This window comes from Variovorax palleresanus, assembly GCF_051144945.1.
GTDB classification, from domain to species: domain Bacteria; phylum Pseudomonadota; class Gammaproteobacteria; order Burkholderiales; family Burkholderiaceae_C; genus Variovorax; species Variovorax paradoxus_S.
The window spans coordinates 846,344-869,133 of the sequence record NZ_JBJNVP010000002.1 but is presented as its reverse complement, the minus strand read 5'-3'; the positions used below and the strand labels follow the sequence as shown (position 1 = coordinate 869,133).

The window sequence follows — 22,790 nt, the reverse complement described above, 5'->3', positions numbered from 1 at the left end:
CGCAGGTTAGCGCGGCGCTTGGTGTGGAGGCGCGGCTTCCTGACCCAGCGGGTGGTCCGCGCGTGCGGCCTGCATCGCGTCGCCCTCAATGCGCATCTTCGGCAAGAACTGCGAATACTCCCGCTGCATGAAGTCGATGAGCCCTTCGCGCACTTTGCAGCGCAGCTCGAAGGCGAGGCTCGAGTTGCCCGCGGTGCAAAGCACGCGAATCTGCATGGTGCGCTCGGTGGCGTCGGTTACCTGCAGGTTGAAGAAGCGGCCGTCCCACTCGGAGGCGCCCTTCACGATGCGCTCGACCTCTGCGCGCAGCGGGGCCACCGGCATGCCGTAGTCCACGTAGATGAAGACCGCGCCAAGCAGCTGCGACGACTGGCGCGTCCAGTTCTGGAACGGCTTCTCGATGAAATAGCTGAGCGGCAGAATCAGCCGCCGGTCGTCCCAGATTCTCACGACCACGAAGGTGCCGGTGATCTCCTCGACACGGCCCCATTCGCCCTCGACCACCAGCACGTCGTCCATGCGGATGGGCTGGGCCAGTGCAATCTGCAAGCCGGCAATCAGGTTGCTGAACACCGGCTTGGCCGCCAGGCCCGCCACGATGCCGATGACGCCCGCCGAGGCCAGCAGGCTGGCGCCGACCTGGCGCGCACCCGGAAAGGTCATGAGCATCATCGCGCCGCCGGCCACCAGCACCATCGACATGGCGGTGCGCGCAAGCACGCGTGTCTGGGTGAGCACGCGGCGCGCATGGAGGTTGTCTTCAACGTCGTGCGGGTGCTGCGCCAGCACGCCGTCCGCGAATCCGCTGATGGCCTTGACGGCAAGCCATGTGGTGGCGGCAATCAGCAGCAGGCCGTTGAAATGCCGCACGCTGCCAATGAAGCGCAGGTTGTCGGGCGCGGCCTGAAACACCAGCAGCAGCGCGACCAGCGGCAGCACCAGCCGCGCCACCGCCTTGCAGTTGACCACCATCGCGTGAAGCGCCGGTGTCGGGCGCGTGACCCGCAACAGCACGAGGCCGCCCACGCGGTGGATCAAGAGGGCGACCGGAACGCCGACAAAGGCTGCGAGCCAGGTGCCGAACCAGGGGTGGGCAAGGATCTCTTGAGTCATTGGACGGTGGCGGTCGTGGTGGTCTGTGTCTCGTTCAGAGGTTGAAGAATGCGCGCCGCGTCGTCGCGCAGCTGCGTGGCAAGCGCCGTGGCCAGGTCGAGACGGCGCAGCAGCCAGGGGCTGATGTCGTTGTCGAACGGGTCGGGCAGGGGAATCGGCCCGCCTACGGTGGTGGAGGCGGAGCTTTCGGGAAGCGAGGGGCCGGTGGTCGGGGCGGTGCCGATGGCGGCGTCGATGCGCTGTGCCGTGCGCGCGAGCGGGCCCTCGATATCGGCCGGCGTGAGCCGGTCGCGCCGCAGCACGAGCATCGACTTGACCGCGCTCAGCTGCGCCAGCAACTGGTAGCTGTGCGCCTGCAGGTGCTCGAGCGGCTCGAGCGGCGGCTGCACCGCGCGCGGTTCGGACAGCGAGCGCTGCGTGGCCTGCACCAGCGCCGAGAGGCTGTCGTAGGCCTCACGGCGCGCAAGCCGCCATTCGAGCTCGGGGCTGCTGTCGATGGCCTTCAACTGGCCGAGACCGAGCGCCAGGCGTGCATGGCGCGCCTGCGCGGTGAGCGTGCGCGCCACGAGCGCCGGAATCTGCCCGCGCTCCCACGAGGGCAACACATAGCAGAAGCCCCAGGCCAGCGCGGCGCCGATTAGCGTGTCGGCAATGCGTTCGAACAGCGCGAAGATGGGCGCGGCGCCGGTGTTGAGCATGTGCGCCTGCACCAGGCCCAGCACGGTGGCCGCAACCGCCGTGATCAGATAGCGCCGCACCGCAAAGCTGTGGGCAATGGCCTGCGACACCGTGATGATGGCCAGCAGCATCAGCGGCGACGGATGCGCGGAGAGCAGCCCCACCGCGAGCACGCTGCCCAGCAGCGTGCCGGCCACGCGGCTGTTGCGCCGCTCGAGCGTTTGCGAGAGGCTGCCGCGCAGCACCACTACGATGGTCAGCAAAATCCAGTAGTCGTGTGATCCCCAGGGCAGCGACACCGCAATGGCGTAGCCGGCCGCAATGGCCAGCGCCGCGCGAATGGCGTGGCGCAGCGGCGGTGCGTCCCAGCGCCACAGCGTGAGAAAAGGCCGCAGCGACCAATCGGTGGGGCTCACGAACATCTGCCAGTTGGCGCGCACCACGGCAAGGTTGGGCTCGGCGTCGCCGCGCGCCATGGCCGACAGGCGCAGCACCTCGTCGTTGATGTGGCCGATGCGGCTCGCAAGGCCGCGCGCGAGCATGGCGGCATTCGGGCCGGGCAGTCCATGGCCCGCGCCATCGTCCTCGCCGGAAAGATGGATCGACGCGAGCCGCGGCCGCCGGTCGGCCACCGCTTCGGGCTGGCGGCCCATCAGCAGCGCATCGCCTAGCGCGGTGGTTTCGTCGGCCAGCTCTTCGAGCACGCGGCGCATTTCGATCAGCGCCTCGGCATGCGCGGGATGGCTCTTGAGCGCGTCCAGGTCGAGCTCGCTCGCGAGCAGTTGGTCGCGCATCTCGAGCACGATCACCAGCATGGCCGCCAGCCGCTGCCGGCGCGGCGTGCGCGGCGACTCCAGCACGATGTCGCGCGTGGCCTGCAGCTGGTCGGCCAGCGCGGCCTGTTCGCGCAGCAGTTGGCCCAGCAACGGCGCGGGGGTTTCGCGGATGTCGCTGGTGTCGTCGAGCGGGGTGAACTGGCTGGCCTCGGTGCGCATCAGCGCGGCCAGCGAATAAAGAACGTCCGAGACCGACTGCACGCGAAAGCGCGTGTTGAGCGCGTGGTTGGCCAGCGTGGCCCAGATCACGTAAAGCCCTGCGCCCAGGCCGAAGTGCCAAGTGCGTTCGAGCGCCTCGGCCATGCCGCTGGGCGCCGGCGTGGCCATCGAGAAAATCATCGAGAACATCACCGCGATGGCAATCGGGATGCCCCGCTTGCCCCACGCCATGGCCAGGAAGGCGATGAAGGTGGCGGGCACCAGCACCAGGCCGAGGCGGATGGGCGCGGCGTGCAGCAGCTGCACCAAAAAGAAGAGCGGCAGGCCGATCAGCGGCGCCGGCAGCATCTGGAAGAACTTGCCGCGGCGCGGGCCGGGCAGGTCCGGCGGGGCCGTGACGATCACGCCCACCGCGGCCGACGCCGCCGCAATGGCGCCGAGCCACAGGTGCGCGCCGGCCGAGATGACGAGCAGGCCGAGCGCGACCGTGAGCCCGCTGGCGACGTACTGGCTCAGCGCGATGCGCAGCGCCGCACGGAGCCGGAGGGCGGCACGTGGCCCCTGCATCACTTGGCGGAAGTGTCGCCTTCGGAAGGGCTGCCGTCGGCAGGCGCGTCGCGGCGAATGCGCGTGAGCTTGCGCGACACCGGCGCTGCTGCGGCGGCCGGCGCGGGCGCTTCGCCGTCGAGCGGCGCGGCCGTCAGTTCGGTGACGGTGCTGCGGGCATACAGGTCGACCGATTCATCGGCACCAGGCCGCGCGGCGGCCGACACAGCGCGCACCCGGTCGCTCGCGCGCATCTTGTCGTCGATGCCGGCAAATTTCGAGTACTTGGCGAGCAGCGGCACCAGCTGGCCATAGATGCGCGGCGCGCCGGCCAGGCATTCGCGCTGTTCGAGAAAGTCGGGCTCGCCCGTGAAGTTGCCGATCAGGCCGCCGGCCTCGGTCACCAGCAGCGAGCCTGCGGCCACGTCCCAGGGGTTGAGGCCGGTCTCGAAGAAGGCATCGGTAAAGCCGGCCGCCACGTAGGCCAGGTCGAGCGCTGCCGCGCCGGGGCGGCGCAGGCCCGCCATGCGGGGCATCATGTCGGCCATGATGGCCAGGTACTGCTTGAAGTTGTCGCCGCTGCGAAACGGGAAGCCGGTCGATACCAGGCATTCGCTGAGCCGGGTGCGCTTGGAAACGCGGATGCGGCGCTCGTTCATGTAGGCGCCGCGGCCCTTGGTGGCGGTGAAGAGGTCGTTGCGGCTCGGGTCGTAGATGACCGCTTGCTCGATCTTGCCGCGCACCGACAGCGCGATGGAAACGCAGTAGACCGGAAAGCCGTGGATGAAGTTGGTGGTGCCGTCGAGCGGATCGATGATCCAGACGTAGTCCGAATCCTTGGCGCCATGCTGGGTGCCCGATTCTTCGGCCAGGATGCCGTGCCCCGGATACGCGCCAAGCAGCGTTTCGATGATGACCTGCTCGCTGGCGTGATCGACTTCGGTGACGAAGTCATTGACCTGCTTTTGCGAGATGCGCACGGCCTCGACGTCGAGGGCGGCGCGGTTGATGATCGCGCCGGCGGCGCGTGCGGCCTTGACGGCCACATTGAGCATGGGATGCAGGTTGGGGGACGACATTGGATTGTGAGAAGAACGGCGGAAGGAGCGGCTGGCGCCCCGATGAGCGGCCCGGCGATGCGGGCGGCGAGAATCGGGCATTTTACCGGCTCCGCCCGCTTTGTGTCTCCAAACCCCCATGCGCACCCGTTTTATCCTGATCCAGACCAGCCATGCCGGCAATGTGGGCGCCGCCGCCCGCGCCATGAAGACCATGGGTTTCGACGACCTAGTGCTGGTGGCGCCGCGGTGGGCCAACGTGCTGCGGCGGGAAGAAACCATTCAGCGTGCGAGCGGCGCGCTGGACGTTCTGAACAACGCCCGCATCGTTGAAACGCTGGACGAGGCGCTCGACGGCGTGACCCACCTGTGCGCCACCGCCATGATCCCGCGCGACTTCGGCCCGCCCACGCGCACCCCGCGCGAGCACCTGGAGCCGCTCGTGAAGCAGGGCGACCAGCATGTGGCCTTCCTCTTCGGCTCCGAGCGTTTCGGCATGCGCAACGAAGACGTCTACCGCTGCAACGTGGCGCTGAGCATTCCCACGGATCCGAAGTTCGGCTCCCTGAACCTCGGCGCCGCCATCCAGGTGGTTGCCTACGAATGGCGGCTGGCCCTGGGTGGCTACGAGGTGCGCGACGCCACCGCGCCCGTGCAGGCGGCCGATGCGAAGGCGGTGGCCGGCATGCTCGAGCACTGGGAACGGTCGCTGGTGGAAATCGGCTTTCTCGACCCGCAGGCGCCCAAGAAGCTGATGCCCCGGCTGCAGCAGCTTTTCAACCGCGCCCAGCCCACGCCGGAGGAAATTCACATCCTCCGCGGCATCGCCAAGGCCATGGCCGACGCCGCGCATGCGCCTAAAACCCCATCGCCCGTACGCGAAGACCCTGCGCTTTAGACTGCCCGGCCCCTATCGATATAACGACAACAAAGGCAGCGATGTTTTCTCGAATGCGCGCCGACATCCGGTGCATCCTCGAACGCGACCCGGCCGCCCGCAGCGCCTGGGAAGTGATCACGGTCTACCCCGGCTTCCATGCCGTGGTGCTGCACCGCTGGGCGCATGCGTGTTGGACGCACGGTTTCAAGTGGCCGGCGCGCTTCATCGCGCACTGGGCCCGCTGGCTCACCGGCATCGAGATTCATCCCGCGGCCAAGCTCGGCGAGCGGGTGTTCTTCGACCACGCCATGGGCGTGGTGGTGGGCGAAACCGCCGAGATCGGCGACGGCTGCACCATCTACCAGGGCGTGACGCTCGGCGGCACCTCGCTCTACAAGGGCACCAAGCGCCATCCGACGCTGGGGCGCAACGTGGTGGTGAGCGCGGGGGCCAAGGTGCTGGGCGGGTTCGTCGTCGGCGATGGCGCCAAGATCGGCAGCAACGCGGTGGTCATCAAGCCTGTGCCGGCAGGGGCGACCGCGGTGGGCATTCCCGCACGCATCATCCCGTCGAAGACCGGCGAGAGCGCCGATGTGGCCGCGCCGCAGAAGTTCTCCGCCTACGGCATCACGCAGGACGACGACCCGCTGAGCCAGGCCATGCGCGGCCTCGTCGACAGTGCCGCGAGCCAGGAACACCAGATCGCGCTCTTGTGGCAGGCCATCGAGAAGCTGTCTGCGCATCCCGGCACCAAGGATTGCGTGCCCTGCGATGCGGCGCGTGACGAGAGCTTCGAGGCGGAGAAGCTCACGCAGCTCATCGGCAGGTAGCGAGGCCTTTCAGGTCGATCGTTTCGCGGCCGTGTGCAGCGACCCATGCACATGGCCCGCGTGCTGCCCGAACGGCTCCGTTGCGAGCGCGGCGGTGTCCAGCTCTTGCAGGATGCCGCAGTTCTGCGCCGATTCAGGCCCGCAGCATTGCTGGCGCAGCGCCTTCAGCTGCTTTTCCAGTGTCTTGAGTTCGGAAATGCGCGCGGCCACGTGGCCGATGTGGTCGTCCAGCAGCTGGTTGACCTCGCCGCAGTCTTCGCCGGGCGCATCGCGAAAGCGCAGCAGGCTGCGGATTTCATCGAGCGTCATGTCCAGCGAACGGCAGCGGCGGATAAAGCCCAGCCGCTGCGCATGCTCGTCGTCGTAGATGCGGTAGTTGCCTTCGGTGCGCGCCGGCTCGGGCAGCAGCTGCTCGCGCTCGTAGTACCGGATGGTTTCGACCGGCGTGTTCGCGACCTTGGCCAGTTCTCCGATTTTCATGATGCGGCAAGAAGGGGAGTGGAGGAATCTAGCGTTTGACTCTACACCTGCTTCAGGGTTTCCAATGCACTTCATGACGAACCAGAACGCTCTGAAACCGGTGGCGCCGCATGCGCATGCTCATTCGCATGCACCGGCCGAAACCGCCTGCTGCGGCAGTTCCGCATGTGGATCGGCGGCAGTTGTCGCTGCCGCCAATACCGCAGACATCCCCAAGGGCGCCTTGCTCTTCCGAATTCCCACCATGGATTGCGCCGTGGAAGAGTCCGAGATCCGCCGCGCGCTGGAGCCGGTTCGCGGCATCAGCGGGCTGCGCTTTCGGCTCGGCGAACGGACGATGGCGATCACCGCCGACGACACTGCCTTGCCCAATGCGCTCGAAGCCATCCGCAAGGCGGGGTTCAAGCCTGAGCCGCTGAATGAGGTGGCCGGTGCGCCGCCCGCTCCCGGCACGGCGCGCGCCGCCGGCCTCATGACGCCGGAGCTCTGGCGGCTGGTGGCCGCGCTGGTGCTGGCCATCGCGGCCGAGACGATTTCCTTTCTCGCACCGGAGGGCATCGGGTTCACGGCGGTGGAGATGGGGTTGGCGCTCGCAGCCATCGCGCTGGCCGGGCTCGACACCTACAAGAAGGGCTTCGCCGCATTGGTGCGCGGGCGCCTGAACATCAACGCCCTGATGGCGGTGGCGGTCACGGGTGCCTTCGTCATCGGCCAATGGCCCGAGGCCGCGATGGTGATGGCGCTCTATGCCATTGCGGAAATGATCGAGGCGCGTGCCGTCGACCGCGCCCGCAATGCCATCCAGGGCCTGTTGGCGCTGGCGCCCGAGCTGGCCGATGTCAGGCAGCCCGACGGCAGCTGGAAGACGGCAAAGGCAGACACCGTGGCGCTCGGTGCCCTGGTGCGCATTCGCCCCGGCGAGCGCGTTCCGCTCGACGGCGTGGTGACGGAGGGCATGAGCGCCATCGACCAGGCACCCGTTACCGGCGAGAGCATTCCGGTCGACAAGTCGGTGGGCGATGCGGTGTTTGCGGGCACCATCAACCAGACGGGCGCGCTCGAATTCCGCGTCACGGCCGTGGCTGCCAACACCACGTTGGCGCGCATCATCCACGCGGTCGAAGAAGCGCAAGGCACGCGCGCGCCCACGCAGCGCTTCGTCGACCGGTTTGCCGCCGTCTATACACCCGCGGTCTTCGCGCTGGCAATCGCCGTGGCGGCGCTCACGCCCTGGCTCATGGGCTGGACCTGGATGGAGGCCGTCTACAAGGCGCTGGTGCTGCTGGTCATCGCATGCCCCTGCGCGCTCGTCATCTCGACACCCGTCACGGTGGTGAGCGCGCTGGCATCGGCCGCGCGGCGCGGCATCCTGATCAAGGGCGGCACCTACCTCGAAGAGGCGCGCAAGCTCAAGGCCGTCGCGCTCGACAAGACGGGCACCATCACCGAAGGCAAGCCGAAGCTGGTCGAAACCAGCCTGCTCGACAAGACGGCGGACGAGGGCGAAATCCTTGCCATTGCCGCGAGCATCGCGGGCCGCTCCGACCACCCGGTGTCGAAGGCCATTGCCCAGGGCCTGAAGCGCGAGCCCCGGCCGGTCGGCAACTTTGCGGCCCTGCCGGGACGCGGCGTGCAGGCCACGCACGAAGGCCGCAGCTATGTGCTTGGAAACCATCGCCTCATCGAAGAACAGAAGCTGTGCAGCCCCGCGCTCGAAGCCGAGCTGAAGCGGCATGAGGAGGCCGGGCGCACCGTCACCCTGCTGGCCTCTGGCCATGCGGTGCTGGCGCTGTTCGCGGTGGCCGACACCATCAAGCCATCCTCGCAGGCGGCCATGGCCGAGCTGCGCGCGCTGGGTGTCACGCCCGTGATGCTGACCGGCGACAACGCCGCCACGGCCAAGGCAATCGGCGTTCATGCGGGCATCGACGACGTGCGCGGCAACCTGCTGCCCGAGGAGAAGCTCGATGCCATCAAGGCGCTTCAGCAGCGCTACGGCATGGCCGGCATGGCGGGCGACGGCATCAACGACGCACCCGCGCTCGCGCAGGCCGACATCGGCTTTGCGATGGGCGGCGCCGGCACCGACACCGCCATGGAAGCGGCCGACGTGGTCATCATGAACGACGACCTGCGGCGCATTCCCGAAACGATTCGCCTCTCGCGCCGCGCGCATTCGGTGCTGTGGCAGAACATCACGCTGGCGCTCGGCATCAAGGCCGTGTTCTTCGTGCTCGCGGTGTTCGGCGGCGCAACGATGTGGATGGCGGTGTTTGCGGACATGGGGGCAAGCCTGCTGGTGGTGGCGAACGGCTTGCGGCTGATGCGCGCGTCCAGGTGAGTTGCCCGGGGGGGCGCCAAGCGCCTCGCGCTGAACCAGTGGGCCAACCGCTGGTTCGGCGACACGGCTTGGAACTAACATCGGCTGTTTCCCCTTGCCGACCCCAGCCCCTCGATGTCCGTCACCTCTCTCCTGCTGCAACTTGTCGTCATCCTGACCACCGCGCGCCTCTGCGGCTGGGTGCTTCGCTACCTTGGCCAGCCGGGCGTGGTGGGCGAAATGGCGGCGGGCCTCATGCTCGGCCCGGCGGTCATGGGCGCGCTCTTCCCCTCGCTGCACGCGCAGCTGTTTGCCAAGGACTCGCTGCAGGGCCTTTCTTCGCTGTCGACGGTGGGGCTGGTGCTGTTCATGTTCGTGGTGGGCCTGGAATTGCGGGCCACGCGGAACATGCGGGCGCAACTCAAGGCGGCGGGCGCCGTGGGCGTGCTCAGCGTGATCGTGCCGCTGGCGCTGGGCATTGCGATCTCGCCTGCGCTGTACCCCACGCTCGCGCCGGCCGGTGTCGCTTTCTGGCCCTTTGCGCTCTTCATGGCGGCTGCGCTTTCCATCACGGCCTTTCCCGTCATGGCGCGCATCCTCAAGGACCGCGGCATGACGCGCACGGCCTTCGGCCAGCTCTCGCTCAGTGCCGCGGCCGTGGTCGACGTGTTCGCCTGGATCCTGCTGGCTTTCGTGGTGGCGCTGGTTGGCGCGGGCGAGGGCTACGAGAGCCTGATCAAGATCACCGTCGGCGTGGTCGTGATGCTCGCCTTCCTGTTCTTCGGCCTGAAGCCCGCCTTTGCCTGGCTGCTGCGCGTGAAGGCGCCCGACGGCGAGCCTTCGACCACGGTGATGGCCTCGCTCATGATCGGCCTGTTGCTCACCGCGCTGCTGACCGAATGGCTGCACCTGCACGCGGTGTTCGGCGCCTTCCTGTTCGGTGCCTGCCTGCCGCGCGACGACCGCCTGCTGCGCTCGCTGAGCGAACGCATCGAGCCGATTTCCATCGTCGTGCTGATGCCGCTGTTCTTTGCGCTTGCGGGGCTGGGCACCACGGCGAATGCCTTCTCCGGTGCGAGCCTGGGTGCGATGCTGCTGATCGTGGGCGTGGCCACCGTCGGCAAGATTGCCGGCGGCGCGGCCGGCGCGCGCATCGCGGGCTACAGCTGGCGCGACAGCCTGGCCACCGGTTCACTGATGAACGCGCGCGGGCTCATGGAGTTGATCGTGATCAAGATCGGGTTCGACGTGGGACTGATCGGCCCCGAGCTGTTCACCATGCTGCTGGTGATGGCCCTGGCCACCACCGCGATGACGGGGCCGCTGATGACGCTGTGCATTGGCCGCAAGGCGCCGCGTGCCGGCGACGCCGAGGGCAAGCCAGAGGCGCCTGCCAAACCCTGACACCGGGGATGCGTGAGCCGGTGCCGCATGGGGGCGGCCCGGGGCTCGCGATCAGGAGCGATCTTCGAGCACGTAGCCCCTGCCGCGCACCGTGTGCAGCAGCTTGACGTCGAAAGCGTCGTCGATCTTGCTGCGCAGCCTGCGAATGGTCACTTCGACCACGTTGCTTTCGTTCTCGAAGGCTGCATCCCACACCTGTTGGCCGAGCGTGCGGCGTGAAAGTATCTCCCCGTGGTGGCGCAGCAGCAGCGCCAGCAGCATGAACTCCTTGGCCGTGAGGTCGATGCGCGTGCGGTTGCGAACGCACGTGCGGCTGGCCGGGTCCAGCGCCAGGTCGGCAAGCCGGAGCATGGTGGACGCCTGGCGCGTGCCCCGGCCCAGCAGGGCCTCCACGCGCGCCAGCAGTTCGGAAAGCGAGAAGGGCTTGACGAGGTAGTCGTCGGCGCCGTGCTGCAGGCCGCTGACCCGGTCTTCGACCTTGTCGCGGTCGGTGAGCACCAGAACGGGCACGTTGCTGGTGCGCCGGATGGCTTGCAGCGCCGCAAAGCCGTCGATCCCGGGGCGCGTCACGTCGAGCAGGATCAGCGCGTACCCGTCCAGGGTGGCCAGCAAGCGGCCTTCGACGCCGTCGCGTGCGGTGTCGAGCACATGGCCGCTTGCTTCCAGGCCCTTCTTCAGATCGTCGCCCAGTCCGGGCTCGCCTTCTATGACGAGAATTCTCATCGATGAAATGTCCGCCGTGGAGTGGCCCGGCGGAAGTTATGGATTCGCACGCCGAACGACAGCCGAAACGCCGCGCGCTTGTCGTACATTGCGCCGCAACCTGCAAACTGCAAGGGCATTGCAGACCGGCGGGCCCCACGGCGCCGATATACTTTTTGCACCATGCGCCGCTGGCTTCAGATCTTCTTGCTGCTTTTGCTTCCGTTCCAGTTCAGCTGGGCGGCGTCGGCGGCCTATTGCCAGCATGAACGCGATGTGCAACCGAGCCACTGGGGGCATCACGAGCACGAGCCGAGCAACAGCGCGGGCGATTTGCGCACCACCGACGACGCGCAGAAGAGCCCCGGCACCCAGCCCAACGCCGTGCTCGGAGATTGCGCCGTCTGCCACCTGGGCCACGCGCAACACCTGCCGGCGATGGCCGATCGCGTGCATGCACCGCCAATGGCGCAGGCACTGCGCGCCATGCGCGCGGAACATTTCGTCTCGCACATCTCCGAAGTGCCCGTGCCTCCTGCCTGGCCTCTCGCCCTTTGATTCGGCGAGAGAACAACCCATTTTCCTGATACTCATCATCAGCTGAGCTCTCGCCGAATTCCCCCGCCCGTTGTTTTGCAACCCAGGAGAATTCGATGCGCACGCTCTTCGTGCCGCTGGCCGTCATGGCCTTGGCGGTGTTCCCGGCATTTTCACAATCCACTGCCGGTTCCAATCCTTCGCCGCTCGGGCACGCCGCCCCCGGAGCGGCAGAACCCGCAGGTCCGCTGGACCTGCCCAGCGCGCTCGCGCTGGCACGGCAGTTCAACCCCGGGCTCTCGTCCGCCGCGCGCGAACGGGAGGCCACCGATGCGGCCGTGGTGCAGGCCGGCGCCTGGCCCAACCCGGTGTTCGGCGCGCAGGTGGAAGACCTGCGGCGCGACAACCGCACCACCACGCTGCAGCTGAGCCAGCCCATCGAGCTGGGCGGCAAGCGCGCGGCGCGCGTGACGGCGGCGGAGCGTGCCCGCGACCAGGCCGAATCGGCGTTGCTTGCGCGGCGTTCCGAGTTGCGTGCGTCGACGATCACGCTGTTCTTCGAGGTGCTGGCCGCGCAGGAGCGCTTGCGGCTGGCGCAAGACTCGGTCGGACTTGCAGAAGTGGCAACCCGCGCGGCCGCCAACCGGGTGGCGGCCGGCAAGGTTTCGCCGCTCGAGGAGAACCGGGCGCGCGTGGCCGAGGCCGGCATCCGCGTCGAGCTGCTGCAGGCCGAGGGCGCGCTGCGCTCGGCGCGCCGGCAACTCGCTGCGCTCTGGGGCAATGCGTCGCCACGCTTCACGCACGCAGACGGCGCGCTCGACTCGTTGCCCGCAGCGGTTGCGGACGTGCAGAGCCGGCTTTCCGAGGCACCGGTGCTGCGCCAGGCGCGGCTCGAGGTCGAACGGCGCCAGGCGCTGTCGGAACTGGAGCAGGCCCGGCGCGTGCCCGACATCACCGTGTCGCTCGGCGCGAAGCGCGTGCCGGCCGATGAAGGCATGGGCAGCGGCAGCGGCCGCAACCAGGTCGTGGTGGGCGTGTCGGTGCCGCTGCCGATCTTCGACACCAACCGCGGCAACGTCGCCGAGGCGCTGAGCCGCGAAGAGAAGGCGCGCGACGATCTTCTGGCGGCCGAACTTCAGCTGCGTGCCGACGTGGCGCAGGCTACCGAGCGCCTGCGTTCGGCGCGCGCCACCGCACAGATGCTCCAGCGCGACGCGCTGCCCGGCGCCGAAGCCGCCCGCCAGGCCGCCGCCCGGGGCTTCGAGCTCGGGAAGTTCAGCTTTCTCGACGCACTCGATGCCCAGCGCACGCTGTTCCAGGTGCGCAACCAGCACCTGCTCGCCCTGGCCGAGGCGCATCGCGCGGCCGGCGAACTCGACCGGCTGCTCGGCACCGGCGGCGGCGACACCCTCCATGCGGCACCCGCTCCGCGCTGACAAGGACTCCACGAATCATGAACACGCAAGAACGCAAGACCTTTGCCGAACGTATCGGCAAGAAGCAGTGGCTGGCCATCGTGGCCGTGCTGGTGGTGGGCCTCGCGGCCGGCGCAATGATCCTGCGCACCACGCCCGCCCAACCCGAAGCCGCCGGACATTCGGAAGCCGGAGAGCACGCCGAGGGCGAGCACCATGAAGAGGGCGACGAACACGGCCATGGCCACGGCGAGGCCAAGGGCCACACCGGCGAGGCGCACGAAGAACGAGAAGACGAGAAAAAAATCGTCTTCACCGACGAGCAGGTCCAGGCCGCCGGCATGGCCATCGAAAGCGCCGGCCCCGCGCGCATCCGGTCGTTGCTGCAACTGCCGGGCGAGATCAAGTTCAACGAAGACCGCACGGCCCACGTGGTGCCGCGCGTGGCGGGCGTGGTCGAGAGCGTGCCGGCCAACCTTGGCCAGGAGGTGAAGCGCGGCCAGGTGCTGGCGGTGCTGTCGAGCCCGGGGCTCTCGGAGCAGCGCAGCGAACTGCAGTCGGCGCAGCGCCGGCTGGCGCTTGCCCGCACCACCTACGAGCGCGAGAAAAAACTCTGGCAAGAAAAGATCTCCGCCCAGCAGGACTACCTGCAGGCGGAGCAGGCCATGCAGGAGGCGCAGATTGCCGTGGCCAACGCGAACCAGAAGCTGCTGGCGCTGGGCGCCACGCCGGGCTCGTCGGCGCTTGGCCGCTACGAGCTGCGCGCGCCGTTCGACGGCATGGTGGTCGAGAAGCACATCTCGCTCGGCGAGTCGGTCAAGGAAGACGCCAGCGTGTTCACCATTTCGGACCTCTCCACGGTCTGGGCCGAGATCAGCGTGGCTGCCAACAACCTCAATCTCGTTCGCATCGGCGAACCGGTGACCATCCGCTCCAGCGCTTTCGACCAGACCGCCAGCGGCACGGTGTCGTACCTGGGCTCGCTCATCGGCGCGCAGACGCGTACAGCGACGGCGCGCGTCACGGTGACGAATCCGCAGCGCGTGTGGCGGCCCGGACTGTTCGTGAACGTGGAGCTTGCTTCGTCCGAAGCCGAGGCCCCGGTGACGGTGTCGGCCGAGGCGGTGCAGACGGTGGAAGGCAAACCCACGGTCTTCGCCAAGGTGCCCGGCGGCTTCATGCCACAGGCGGTGCAGACCGGGCGCAGCGACGGCCGGCGCGTCGAGATCGTGAGCGGCCTCGTGCCCGGCACCGCGTATGCGGCGAGCGGCAGCTTCGTCGTGAAGTCTCAGCAGGGCAAGAGCTCTGCCACGCACACCCACTGAGGACGCCGCATGTTCGAACGAGTCATCCGGTTTTCCATCGAACAGCGCTGGCTGATCCTGCTCGCGGTGCTGGGCATGGCCGCGCTCGGCATCTTCAGCTACCAGAAGCTGCCGATCGACGCGGTGCCCGACATCACCAACGTGCAGGTGCAGATCAACACGGCGGCGCCCGGCTATTCGCCGCTCGAGGCCGAGCAGCGCGTGACCTATCCCATCGAGACGGTGATGGCCGGCCTGCCGGGCCTGCAGCAGACCCGCTCGCTCTCGCGCTACGGCCTCTCGCAGGTGACGGTGATCTTCGAGGACGGCACCGACATCTACTTTGCGCGGCAGCTCGTGAACGAGCGCATCCAGTCGGCGCGAGAAAGCATGCCGAACGGCATCTCGCCGGTGATCGGCCCGATCTCGACCGGCCTCGGCGAAATCTATCTCTGGACCGTGGAAGCGGAAGAGGGCGCGAAGAAGGCCGACGGCAAGCCCTACACGCCGACCGACCTGCGCGAGATCCAGGACTGGATCATCAAGCCGCAGCTGCGCAACGTGAAGGGCGTGACCGAGATCAACTCCATCGGCGGCTACGCCAAGGAGTTCCAGATCGCGCCCGACCCTGCAAAGCTCCAGGCACACGGCCTCGCGATGACCGACCTGGTGGCCGCGCTGGAGCGCAACAACGCCAACGTGGGCGCGGGCTACATCGAGAAGCGCGGCGAGCAATACCTGATTCGCGCGCCGGGGCAGGTGAAGACCGCGGAAGACATCGGCAACGTCATCCTGGGCAACGCGAACGGCATTCCGCTGCGCGTGCAGGACGTGGCCGAGGTCGGCATCGGCCAGGAGCTGCGCACGGGTGCGGCCACCGACAACGGGCGCGAGGTGGTGCTGGGCACCGTGTTCATGCTGATCGGCGAGAACAGCCGCACCGTCTCTCAGGCGGTCGACAAGAAGATGCAGGAAATCAACCGAACGCTGCCCGCGGGCGTGAAGGCCGTGACGGTGTACGACCGCACCGTGCTGGTCGACAAGGCCATTGCCACGGTGAAGAAGAACCTGCTCGAAGGCGCGGTGCTGGTCATTGCCATCCTGTTCCTGTTTCTTGGCAACATGCGCGCCGCGCTGATCACCGCGCTGGTGATTCCGCTGTCGATGCTGTTCACCTTTACCGGCATGGTGAACCAGAAAATCAGCGCCAACCTCATGAGCCTGGGCGCACTGGACTTCGGCATCATCATCGACGGCGCGGTGGTGATCGTGGAAAACTGCGTGCGGCGCCTCGCGCATGCGCAGGCCAAGCACGGGCGGCCGCTCACGCGCAGCGAGCGTTTCCATGAAGTGTTCGCGGCCTCGCAGGAGGCACGGCGGCCGCTCTTGTTCGGCCAGCTGATCATCATGATCGTGTACCTGCCGATCTTTGCGCTCACGGGCGTGGAGGGCAAGCTGTTCCACCCGATGGCCTTCACCGTGGTGATTGCGCTGCTGGGCGCAATGATCCTGTCGATCACGTTCATCCCCGCGGCCGTGGCGCTCTTCATCGGCAACAAGGTGGGCGAGAAAGAGAACCGCCTGATGCACTGGGCCAGGCGCGGCTACGCGCCGCTGCTGGCGCGCGCCATGGGAGCCAAGCCGCTGGTCATCACCACTGCGGTGGTGGCGGTGGTGCTCTCGGGCCTGCTGGCCACGCGCCTGGGCACGGAGTTTGTGCCGAGCCTGGGCGAGGGCGACTTCGCCGTGCAGGCGCTGCGCATTCCGGGCACCAGCCTCACGCAGTCGGTCGAGATGCAAAAGCAGATCGAACGCACGCTGAAGGCGAAGTTTCCGGAGATCGAGCGCGTGTTCGCGCGCACCGGCACGGCCGAGATCGCATCGGACCCGATGCCGCCGAACATTTCCGACGGCTACATCATGCTGAAGCCTGAGAGCGAGTGGCCCAAGTCGCAAGGTACACCGCGCCGCACACGCGCAGAGCTGCTGGCGGCCGTGCAGGAAGAGGTCGAAAAGCTGCCGGGCAACAACTACGAGTTCTCGCAACCGATCCAGCTGCGCTTCAACGAGCTGATCTCCGGCGTGCGCAGCGACGTGGCCGTGAAGATCTTCGGCGACGACATGGAGGTGCTGAACAAGACGGCGGCCGAGGTGTCGGGCGTGCTGGGCAAGATCCCCGGCGCGGCCGAGGTGAAGGTCGAGCAGACCACCGGCCTGCCGATGCTCACGGTCAACATCGACCGCCAGAAGACCGCGCGCTACGGCCTGAACGTGGGCGACGTGCAGGACGCCGTCTCCATCGCGGTCGGCGGCCGCGAGGCCGGCACGCTGTTCGACGGCGACCGGCGCTTCGACATCCTCGTGCGGCTGCCCGAGCACCTGCGCACCGACTTGGAGGCGATCAAGCGCCTCCCCGTGGCGCTGCCCCGGGGTGCGGGCGCGGAGGCGCAGCAGCGCACCAGCTTCATCCCGCTCGGCGAGGTGGCCACGCTGGAGCTGGCGCCCGGCCCCAACCAGGTGAGCCGGGAGAACGGCAAGCGCCGCATCGTGGTGAGCGCCAACGTGCGCGGCCGCGACCTCGGCTCCTTCGTGGCCGAGGCCGAGGAAGCGATGCGCAAGGTGAGCATTCCGCCGGGCTACTGGACAGCCTGGGGCGGCCAGTACGAGAACCTGGCCTCGGCCACCGAGCGGCTGCAGGTGGTGGTGCCGGTGTCGCTGCTCCTGGTGTTCACGCTGCTGTTCGCGATGTTCGGCAACCTGAAGGATGGTCTCCTGGTGTTCACCGGCATCCCCTTCGCGCTCACGGGCGGCATCGTCGCGCTGTGGCTGCGCGGCATTCCGCTCTCGATCTCGGCGGCGGTGGGGTTCATCGCGCTTTCAGGCGTGGCGGTGCTCAACGGGCTGGTGATGATCTCGTTCATCCGCAACCTGCGCGAGGGTGGGCTGCCGCTCGATGCTGCGATCCGCGAAGGCGCGCTCACGCGGCTGCGGCCGGTGCTGATGACCGCGCTGGTCGCTTCGCTGGGCTTCGTGCCGATGGCGATTGCCACCGGCACCGGCGCCGAAGTGCAGCGGCCGCTGGCCACGGTGGTGATCGGCGGCATCCTGTCGTCGACGATGCTGACGCTCCTGGTGCTGCCGCTGCTCTACCGCATGGCGCACCGGCGGAGCGAAGAGAACAGGCCCGTGGGCTAGTTCCTGATGGCCGACTTGGGCCGGAACGCCTTGCAGACCGTGTCGTCGGTCTCCAGGTACGGCCCGCCGATCAGGTCGATGCAGTACGGCACGGCGGCAAAGATGCCGGGCACCACCTGCTTGCCGTCCGCGTCCTTCAGCCCCTCGAGCGTTTCCGCAATCGACTTGGGCTGCCCCGGCAGGTTGATGATCAGGCTCTTGTCGCGGATCACCGCCACCTGGCGCGAAAGGATCGCGGTGGGCACGAAGCGCAGGCTGATCTGGCGCATCTGCTCGCCGAAGCCGGGCATTTCCTTGTGGGCCACGGCCAGCGTGGCCTCGGGCGTCACGTCGCGCAGGGCCGGGCCGGTGCCCCCGGTGGTCAACACCAGCGAACAGCCGGCGTCGACCAGCTCGATCAGGGTGGCGCTGATGAGGGCCGTTTCGTCGGGAATCAGACGGGCCTCGAAATCGATGGGGTTCTTCAGCGCCCGGCCGAGCCATTCTTTCAGCGAAGGCAGGCCCTTGTCCTCGTAGGTGCCGCTGGAGGCCCGGTCGCTGATGGAGACGATGCCGATGCGTACGGGGTCGGGTGTGCTCATGGTCTCATGCCTCTTGCTCCCTCTCCCGCTTGCGGGAGAGGGCTGGGGTGAGGGCTGCTGGCGGTGGAAAGAGCGTACGCGTGGACAGGCCGTCGACCCTCACCCCGACCCTCTCCCGCAAGCGGGAGAGGGAGAAAGTCAAAAGTCAGAAAGCTCATGCGTCGTCTTCCCGGTCTTGCGCGGCAGCCTCCGCAGCGTGGTCGGCGCCACCATGCACCGCCAGCTGGGCACGCACCAGCTGAAAGATCTCGCGATAAGCCTTGCCCTGGCGCGGCGCTTCGCCGGCGGGGCCGGACTTCATGTCCTTGCGGGCCTGGCGCACCAGGGCGCGCAGCTGCTGCGAATCGGTGGCGGGGTGGGTTTCGATCCAGCCGCCCAGCGCATCGTCGTCGGCAATCAGCCGGTCGCGCCAGCGTTCGGCTTCGTGCAGCGCGGCGGTTTCAGCCGCCGGCACGCTGTTCTGCTCGGTCAGGGCGAGCTTCACGGCCTCCAGCACCTCGGGCTCCAGTTTGCGCATCAGCTTGCCGATGAACTGCATCTGGCGGCGCTTGCCCTCGAAATTGGTGATGCGCTTGGCCTCGGCCACGGCGTCGACCAGTTTTTCGTCGAGCGGGAGCGCATCGAACAGGCCGGCGCGCAGGCCGAGCAGTTCGGTTCCGAGCTTTTGCAGTTCGTCGCTTTCGCGCTTGAGATCGGTGCGGCTGGCTTCGTCGGTGCCCTTGAGCTCGCGCTTGAGCTCCAGGTCGAGCTCGCTGCCTTCGGCGACGAACTGGCCACGGACGAAATAGCCTTTTTTGGGTTTGCGGGACATGGGGTGGATTCTGGGCCGCACCGTGCGGCGTTGCAACGCGTGCAATGCGCAGTGGGAAGCTGAAGGGAAAACGGAATGTGGGGGGCGCAAGTATCATAGCCACCACATGACGACATCCTCCTCGCGCGCCGATTCCGGCTTCGCCTACAGCCGCTCCTTCTTCGAAAACCTGGTCGACTCGGCCCTGGCCCACGCCAAAAAGCTCGGTGCAACCGATGCCGGCGCCGAGGCCTCCGAGGGCTGCGGTCTCAGCGTCTCGGTCCGCAAGGGCGAACTCGAGAACGTCGAGCGCAACCGCGACAAGTCGCTGGGCATCACGGTCTACGTGGGCCACCGCCGCGGCAACGCCAGCACCTCCGACTTCTCCGAGGCGGCCATTGCCCAGACGGTGCAGGCCGCCTACGACATTGCCCGCTTCACGGCCGAAGACCCGGTCAGCGGCCTTCCCGACGAGGAAGACATCGCCAAGGAACACCCCGAACTCGACCTGTTCCACCCCTGGGATGTGACGAGCGAGCAGGCCGCCAGGCTGGCACTCGAGTGCGAAGCGGCGGCGCTTTCGACCGACAAGCGCATCACCAACAGCGAAGGCGCGGGCGTTTCGGCCCAGCAGAGCCACTTTTTCAGCGCCCACACGCACGGTTTCCGCGGCGGCTATGCCAGCTCGCGGCATTCGATTTCGGTTGCGCCCATTGCCGGCAAGGGCGACGACATGCAGCGCGACTCCTGGTACAGCTCGATGCGCTCGGCCGGCGAACTGGCCAGCCCGCAGGCCGTGGGCCGCTACGCCGCCGAGCGGGCGCTGAGCCGGCTCAAGTCGCGCAAGATCAAGACCACCGAGTGCCCGGTGCTGTTCGAGTCGCCGCTGGCCGTGGGCCTCTTGGGCGGGCTGGTGCAGGCCGTGAGCGGCGGGGCGCTGTACCGCAAGAGCACCTTCCTGCTCGATTCGCTCGGCAAGCCGGTGCTGCCCAAGCACGTGGACGTGGCCGAAGACCCGCACGTACTGCGCGGCAAGGGCAGCTCGCCGTTCGACGACGAAGGCGTGGTGACCCGCGCGCGCAAGGTGGTGGACGCGGGGCGGCTCGAAGGCTACTTTCTCTCGACCTATTCGGCGCGCAAGCTGGGCATGAAGACCACCGGCAACGCCGGCGGCTCGCACAACCTGACCCTGAATTCGCGCCTCACGAAGCCGGGCGACGACCTGGACGCCATGCTGGCCAAGCTGGGCACCGGCCTGTTCGTGATCGAGCTGATGGGGCAGGGCGTGAACTACGTCACCGGCGACTACTCGCGCGGCGCCAGCGGCTTCTGGGTCGAGAAGGGCCGAATCGCCTTCCCGGTGCATGAAATCACCATTGCCGGCAACCTCAAGGACATGCTGATGGGCATCGAGGCCATCGGGGCCGATGCCTACACCTTCGGCGCCAAGACCACGGGGTCGGTGCTGGTCAACCGCATGAAGGTGGCCGGCAGCTGAGCACTTGCGGACCGTGCTATTTGATGGTTTGCCTGATCGCCCTCAGCGGATAGAGCGCAACGGCCCTTCAGAAGCGCGCGGCTAAGATGTGCTTTCAATGAATCAAGACCCAGAAAGACAGGCCCGCCCGCAGATCTACCTTGCGGGCCCGGACGTCTTTCGCCCCGACGCCAGGGACCACTTCGTGAGGCTCGCGGCGGCTTGCGATGCGCTGGGGCTTGCGGCCCTGCTGCCGGCCGATGGCAACGATCAGCCAGGCGCCGGCGCGCCGGAAGAGCAGATCTACGAGGCCAACATGCAGCGGCTTCGCGGCGCGGACGGTGTGGTGGCCAACCTCGCGTGCTTCCGCGGCCTGGAGCCCGATTCAGGGACAGTGTTCGAGGTGGGCGCTGCGGTGGCGCTGGGGATTCCGGTCGTGGCCTACGGCGTGCCTGCGGGCAGCTATGCGGACCGGGCCCGGTCTCTCTTGCAGTGCGCGCCCGATGCGGCCGGGGTGCTGCGCGAGACCGGCAGCGGCATCGCGGTGGAAGATTTCGGCCAGCCGCTGAACCTGATGCTGGCCTGTTCGATCCACATCGCGCCGACGCCGGAAGAAGCGCTGCGGAAGATGGCGGAGCTGCTTGCGCTCCAGCCGCGCTGAGCCGCAGCCGGCCTCGCGTTCAGGTTACTTCGCCGCAGCCTTCTCGGGCGGCGCCAACAGGTGCTCGAGCATCCGCCGGGCGTTGAGCGGCAGATCTTCCGACGAACGCACGCAGGCCATCAGCGTGCGCTCGGCCCATGCATCGCTGAGGTTGGCGCGCGCGATCTTCATCGAGCGGGCGCAGCGCGCGGCCGCGGTCTGCGGCACGATGCCCACGCCGATGCCATGCGCGACCATGCCGCACACGGCCTCGAAGTTGCGCACGCGCACGCGGTAGGCCAGTTGCTTGCCGAGCGCACGGGCATGCTGCGTCACCAGCTGCTGCAGCGCACTGTCCTCGGTCAGGCCGACGAATTCGCTGTCGGCCACCTCGGCCAGCCGCACGCGCCGGCGCCCCGCGAGCGCATGGCCACGCGGCATCACGAGCACCAGATCGTCGCGGCGGAAGGGGTGGCATTCGAGCCCCTCGGTGCCGACCGCGTCCGAGACGATGCCGATGTCGCACAGCCCGGCGCGCAGCGCATCGACCGATTGCGGGCTCGGCCGCTCCTCGAGATCGACCGAGATGCGCGGATGCTGCGCAAGAAAGCGGCTCAGCACCTCGGGCAGGTGCTCGTTCAGCGCCGAGGTGCCGCACATGAAGCGCACGTGGCCCTTGAGGCCCTGGCCGTATTCACCGAGTTCGCCGCGCATGCGTTCCATCTGCTGCAGCACGACACGCGCATGGTGCAGCAGCGTGCGGCCGGCCTCGGTGGGGCGCACGCCCTGCGCGTGCCGCGTAAGCAGCGGGCTGCCAAGGGCGTCCTCCATGCCGCGCACGCGCTGGCTGGCCGAGGCGAGCGTCATGTGCGAGCGCTGTGCGCCGGCGGTCAGGCTCCCGGCCTCCACAACGTGGAGGAAGAGCCGCAGGTCTGTGAGATCGAATCGCATGGTGAGGCCGCAAGGTAGCACGGGAGCCTCAGCCTGTGCCTGAGGCTGGCTGCGCGAATGCCGCATTTTCAGCCTCGGCACAGGCCGGCAGACTGCGCCGCAATGACGATCTCGAACGAACTGGCAACAGGCCACTGGGCCGCGGCCGCCGCGGTATTTCTCCTGGCCGGGGTGATCAAGGGCGTGGTCGGGCTCGGGCTGCCGACAGTGTCGATGGCGCTGCTCGCGCTGTGGATGCCGCCGGTGCGCGCGGCCGCGTTGTTGATCGCACCCTCGCTGGTCACCAATCTTTGGCAGACCGGGCCGCGCGCGACCTTCTGGCCGGTGCTGCGGCGCATCGGTGGCATGCAGGCGGGCATCGTGGTGGGTTCCCTGGGCGGCGCGCTGTGGCTCGGGGTGCCGGCTGGCGCCTGGGCTTCGGTGGCGCTCGGCGTGGCGCTGGTGGCCTATGCGCTCTGGGGGCTCACGGGGCGGCAGCTGCATGTGCCCGCGGCGCACGAGCGCTGGCTGGGGCCGCTGGTGGGCGCCGCGACGGGTCTGGTGACGGCGGTGACCGGCGTGTTCGTGGTGCCGGCCGTGCCCTATCTGCAGGCCCTGGGTTTGCAGCGCGATGCGTTGATCCAGGCGATGGGTATTTCGTTCACCACCTCGACCGTGGTGCTGGCCATCGGGCTGGTCGGCAACGGCAGCTATCCCGCTTCGGCGGTCGGCGGGTCGGTGGCGATGTTGCTGCCGGCCCTCGCCGGCATGGTGCTGGGAACGTGGCTGCGCCAGCGCTTGTCGGTGGCGGTGTTCCGGCGCTGCTTCCTGGCCGGATTGGCGCTCCTGGGGGTCTACATGGTGGCGCACGCGCTGGCCTGAGCCAGGTGAGCCTCCGAAGAACCCCGGTGCGAT

General features: G+C 68.2%; 19 protein-coding genes. 11 read left to right on the top strand and 8 right to left on the bottom strand.

Annotation, left to right across the window (positions count from 1 at the left end; translation table 11 throughout):
* Positions 1-6: 6 nt before the first annotated feature.
* The 3 genes from ACJ7Z0_RS07790 to ACJ7Z0_RS07780 are packed head-to-tail and all read right to left on the bottom strand — an operon-like array spanning position 7 to position 4,411.
* On the bottom strand, positions 7-1,113 hold the full coding sequence (locus ACJ7Z0_RS07790; protein ID WP_434789369.1) for a mechanosensitive ion channel family protein: 1,107 nt from the start codon (positions 1,111-1,113) through the stop codon (positions 7-9).
* Positions 1,110-3,353: an FUSC family protein gene (locus ACJ7Z0_RS07785; protein WP_431129702.1), complete on the bottom strand. Its 2,244-nt coding sequence runs from the start codon at positions 3,351-3,353 to the stop codon at positions 1,110-1,112. The genes ACJ7Z0_RS07790 and ACJ7Z0_RS07785 overlap by 4 nt, the downstream gene beginning before the upstream one ends.
* Entirely contained in the window at positions 3,353-4,411 is a 1,059-nt protein-coding gene (locus tag ACJ7Z0_RS07780; protein WP_434789368.1) for an inositol monophosphatase family protein, read from the bottom strand. The genes ACJ7Z0_RS07785 and ACJ7Z0_RS07780 overlap by 1 nt, the downstream gene beginning before the upstream one ends.
* A gap of 118 nt (positions 4,412-4,529) precedes the next feature.
* Here ACJ7Z0_RS07780 and ACJ7Z0_RS07775 point away from each other — a divergent pair, with 118 nt between their 5' ends.
* Together ACJ7Z0_RS07775 and cysE are read left to right on the top strand one after the other, a co-directional pair.
* Positions 4,530-5,288 (top strand): RNA methyltransferase, encoded by a 759-nt coding sequence (locus ACJ7Z0_RS07775; RefSeq protein ID WP_434789367.1) that lies wholly within the window; start codon positions 4,530-4,532, stop codon positions 5,286-5,288.
* A gap of 20 nt (positions 5,289-5,308) precedes the next feature.
* The gene (gene cysE, locus ACJ7Z0_RS07770; protein ID WP_434792627.1) at positions 5,309-6,100 is read left to right on the top strand and encodes a serine O-acetyltransferase; all 792 of its coding nucleotides are present in this window, start codon (positions 5,309-5,311) and stop codon (positions 6,098-6,100) included.
* A 9-nt stretch (positions 6,101-6,109) separates the two neighbouring features.
* Here cysE and cadR read toward each other — a convergent pair whose 3' ends face one another.
* Positions 6,110-6,580: a Cd(II)/Pb(II)-responsive transcriptional regulator gene (gene cadR / locus ACJ7Z0_RS07765; RefSeq protein ID WP_434789366.1), complete on the bottom strand. Its 471-nt coding sequence runs from the start codon at positions 6,578-6,580 to the stop codon at positions 6,110-6,112.
* Positions 6,581-6,653: 73 nt separating this feature from the next.
* Between cadR and ACJ7Z0_RS07760 the strand changes: the two genes are divergently transcribed.
* Together ACJ7Z0_RS07760 and ACJ7Z0_RS07755 are read left to right on the top strand one after the other, a co-directional pair.
* Positions 6,654-8,921 (top strand): heavy metal translocating P-type ATPase, encoded by a 2,268-nt coding sequence (locus ACJ7Z0_RS07760; RefSeq protein WP_434789365.1) that lies wholly within the window; start codon positions 6,654-6,656, stop codon positions 8,919-8,921.
* A gap of 114 nt (positions 8,922-9,035) precedes the next feature.
* Positions 9,036-10,304: a cation:proton antiporter gene (locus ACJ7Z0_RS07755; RefSeq protein WP_434789364.1), complete on the top strand. Its 1,269-nt coding sequence runs from the start codon at positions 9,036-9,038 to the stop codon at positions 10,302-10,304.
* 51 nt (positions 10,305-10,355) lie between these two features.
* Here ACJ7Z0_RS07755 and ACJ7Z0_RS07750 read toward each other — a convergent pair whose 3' ends face one another.
* Positions 10,356-11,027, bottom strand: a complete 672-nt coding sequence (locus tag ACJ7Z0_RS07750) for a winged helix-turn-helix domain-containing protein (RefSeq protein ID WP_434789363.1) — start codon at positions 11,025-11,027, stop codon at positions 10,356-10,358.
* Between the two features lie 162 nt (positions 11,028-11,189).
* Here ACJ7Z0_RS07750 and czcI point away from each other — a divergent pair, with 162 nt between their 5' ends.
* The 4 genes from czcI to ACJ7Z0_RS07730 all read left to right on the top strand — a co-directional run bounded on the left by czcI (position 11,190) and on the right by ACJ7Z0_RS07730 (position 17,457).
* Complete coding sequence (gene czcI, locus ACJ7Z0_RS07745) at positions 11,190-11,564, top strand: cation efflux protein, CzcI family (RefSeq protein ID WP_434789362.1); 375 nt, start codon at positions 11,190-11,192, stop codon at positions 11,562-11,564.
* Between the two features lie 95 nt (positions 11,565-11,659).
* Positions 11,660-12,979 carry a TolC family protein gene (locus ACJ7Z0_RS07740; protein WP_434789361.1) on the top strand — a complete coding sequence of 440 codons (1,320 nt, stop codon included), beginning with the start codon at positions 11,660-11,662 and terminating at the stop codon, positions 12,977-12,979.
* 17 nt (positions 12,980-12,996) lie between these two features.
* A complete protein-coding gene (locus ACJ7Z0_RS07735; RefSeq protein ID WP_434789360.1) occupies positions 12,997-14,283 on the top strand; it encodes an efflux RND transporter periplasmic adaptor subunit in 1,287 nt (428 codons plus the stop codon).
* A 9-nt stretch (positions 14,284-14,292) separates the two neighbouring features.
* Positions 14,293-17,457, top strand: coding sequence for a CusA/CzcA family heavy metal efflux RND transporter (locus tag ACJ7Z0_RS07730; RefSeq protein WP_434789359.1), 3,165 nt, complete (start codon positions 14,293-14,295; stop codon positions 17,455-17,457).
* Here ACJ7Z0_RS07730 and mog read toward each other — a convergent pair.
* Together mog and yjgA are read right to left on the bottom strand one after the other, a co-directional pair.
* Positions 17,454-18,038 (bottom strand): molybdopterin adenylyltransferase, encoded by a 585-nt coding sequence (mog, locus tag ACJ7Z0_RS07725; protein WP_434789358.1) that lies wholly within the window; start codon positions 18,036-18,038, stop codon positions 17,454-17,456. The two genes, ACJ7Z0_RS07730 and mog, sit on opposite strands and share 4 nt — an antisense overlap.
* Before the next feature lie 154 nt (positions 18,039-18,192).
* The gene (gene yjgA, locus ACJ7Z0_RS07720) at positions 18,193-18,849 is read right to left on the bottom strand and encodes a ribosome biogenesis factor YjgA (RefSeq protein WP_093016224.1); all 657 of its coding nucleotides are present in this window, start codon (positions 18,847-18,849) and stop codon (positions 18,193-18,195) included.
* Positions 18,850-18,955: 106 nt separating this feature from the next.
* Between yjgA and pmbA the strand changes: the two genes are divergently transcribed.
* Together pmbA and ACJ7Z0_RS07710 are read left to right on the top strand one after the other, a co-directional pair.
* Complete coding sequence (pmbA, locus tag ACJ7Z0_RS07715; RefSeq protein WP_434789357.1) at positions 18,956-20,326, top strand: metalloprotease PmbA; 1,371 nt, start codon at positions 18,956-18,958, stop codon at positions 20,324-20,326.
* A 97-nt stretch (positions 20,327-20,423) separates the two neighbouring features.
* Entirely contained in the window at positions 20,424-20,966 is a 543-nt protein-coding gene (locus ACJ7Z0_RS07710) for a nucleoside 2-deoxyribosyltransferase (RefSeq protein ID WP_434789356.1), read from the top strand.
* 24 nt (positions 20,967-20,990) lie between these two features.
* Here the strand turns inward: ACJ7Z0_RS07710 and ACJ7Z0_RS07705 are convergent, their stop codons facing one another.
* Positions 20,991-21,896, bottom strand: coding sequence for a LysR family transcriptional regulator (locus tag ACJ7Z0_RS07705; RefSeq protein WP_434789355.1), 906 nt, complete (start codon positions 21,894-21,896; stop codon positions 20,991-20,993).
* Positions 21,897-21,998: 102 nt separating this feature from the next.
* On the opposite strand from ACJ7Z0_RS07705, the gene ACJ7Z0_RS07700 reads away from it, so the two are divergent.
* Complete coding sequence (locus tag ACJ7Z0_RS07700; protein WP_434789354.1) at positions 21,999-22,757, top strand: sulfite exporter TauE/SafE family protein; 759 nt, start codon at positions 21,999-22,001, stop codon at positions 22,755-22,757.
* The last annotated feature ends 33 nt before the right edge of the window (positions 22,758-22,790 follow it).

What these genes read in the sequence shown, in the direction of transcription:
- ACJ7Z0_RS07790 (WP_434789369.1), bottom strand. Translation starts at nt 1,113, where the DNA reads ATGACTCAAGAGATCCTTGCCCACCCCTGGTTCGGCACCTGGCTCGCA.
- ACJ7Z0_RS07785 (WP_431129702.1), bottom strand. Translation starts at nt 3,353, where the DNA reads ATGCAGGGGCCACGTGCCGCCCTCCGGCTCCGTGCGGCGCTGCGCATC.
- ACJ7Z0_RS07780 (WP_434789368.1), bottom strand. Translation starts at nt 4,411, where the DNA reads ATGTCGTCCCCCAACCTGCATCCCATGCTCAATGTGGCCGTCAAGGCC.
- ACJ7Z0_RS07775 (WP_434789367.1), top strand. Translation starts at nt 4,530, where the DNA reads ATGCGCACCCGTTTTATCCTGATCCAGACCAGCCATGCCGGCAATGTG.
- cadR (WP_434789366.1), bottom strand. Translation starts at nt 6,580, where the DNA reads ATGAAAATCGGAGAACTGGCCAAGGTCGCGAACACGCCGGTCGAAACC.
- ACJ7Z0_RS07760 (WP_434789365.1), top strand. Translation starts at nt 6,654, where the DNA reads ATGACGAACCAGAACGCTCTGAAACCGGTGGCGCCGCATGCGCATGCT.
- ACJ7Z0_RS07755 (WP_434789364.1), top strand. Translation starts at nt 9,036, where the DNA reads ATGTCCGTCACCTCTCTCCTGCTGCAACTTGTCGTCATCCTGACCACC.
- ACJ7Z0_RS07750 (WP_434789363.1), bottom strand. Translation starts at nt 11,027, where the DNA reads ATGAGAATTCTCGTCATAGAAGGCGAGCCCGGACTGGGCGACGATCTG.
- czcI (WP_434789362.1), top strand. Translation starts at nt 11,190, where the DNA reads ATGCGCCGCTGGCTTCAGATCTTCTTGCTGCTTTTGCTTCCGTTCCAG.
- ACJ7Z0_RS07740 (WP_434789361.1), top strand. Translation starts at nt 11,660, where the DNA reads ATGCGCACGCTCTTCGTGCCGCTGGCCGTCATGGCCTTGGCGGTGTTC.
- ACJ7Z0_RS07735 (WP_434789360.1), top strand. Translation starts at nt 12,997, where the DNA reads ATGAACACGCAAGAACGCAAGACCTTTGCCGAACGTATCGGCAAGAAG.
- ACJ7Z0_RS07730 (WP_434789359.1), top strand. Translation starts at nt 14,293, where the DNA reads ATGTTCGAACGAGTCATCCGGTTTTCCATCGAACAGCGCTGGCTGATC.
- mog (WP_434789358.1), bottom strand. Translation starts at nt 18,038, where the DNA reads ATGAGCACACCCGACCCCGTACGCATCGGCATCGTCTCCATCAGCGAC.
- yjgA (WP_093016224.1), bottom strand. Translation starts at nt 18,849, where the DNA reads ATGTCCCGCAAACCCAAAAAAGGCTATTTCGTCCGTGGCCAGTTCGTC.
- pmbA (WP_434789357.1), top strand. Translation starts at nt 18,956, where the DNA reads ATGACGACATCCTCCTCGCGCGCCGATTCCGGCTTCGCCTACAGCCGC.
- ACJ7Z0_RS07710 (WP_434789356.1), top strand. Translation starts at nt 20,424, where the DNA reads ATGAATCAAGACCCAGAAAGACAGGCCCGCCCGCAGATCTACCTTGCG.
- ACJ7Z0_RS07705 (WP_434789355.1), bottom strand. Translation starts at nt 21,896, where the DNA reads ATGCGATTCGATCTCACAGACCTGCGGCTCTTCCTCCACGTTGTGGAG.
- ACJ7Z0_RS07700 (WP_434789354.1), top strand. Translation starts at nt 21,999, where the DNA reads ATGACGATCTCGAACGAACTGGCAACAGGCCACTGGGCCGCGGCCGCC.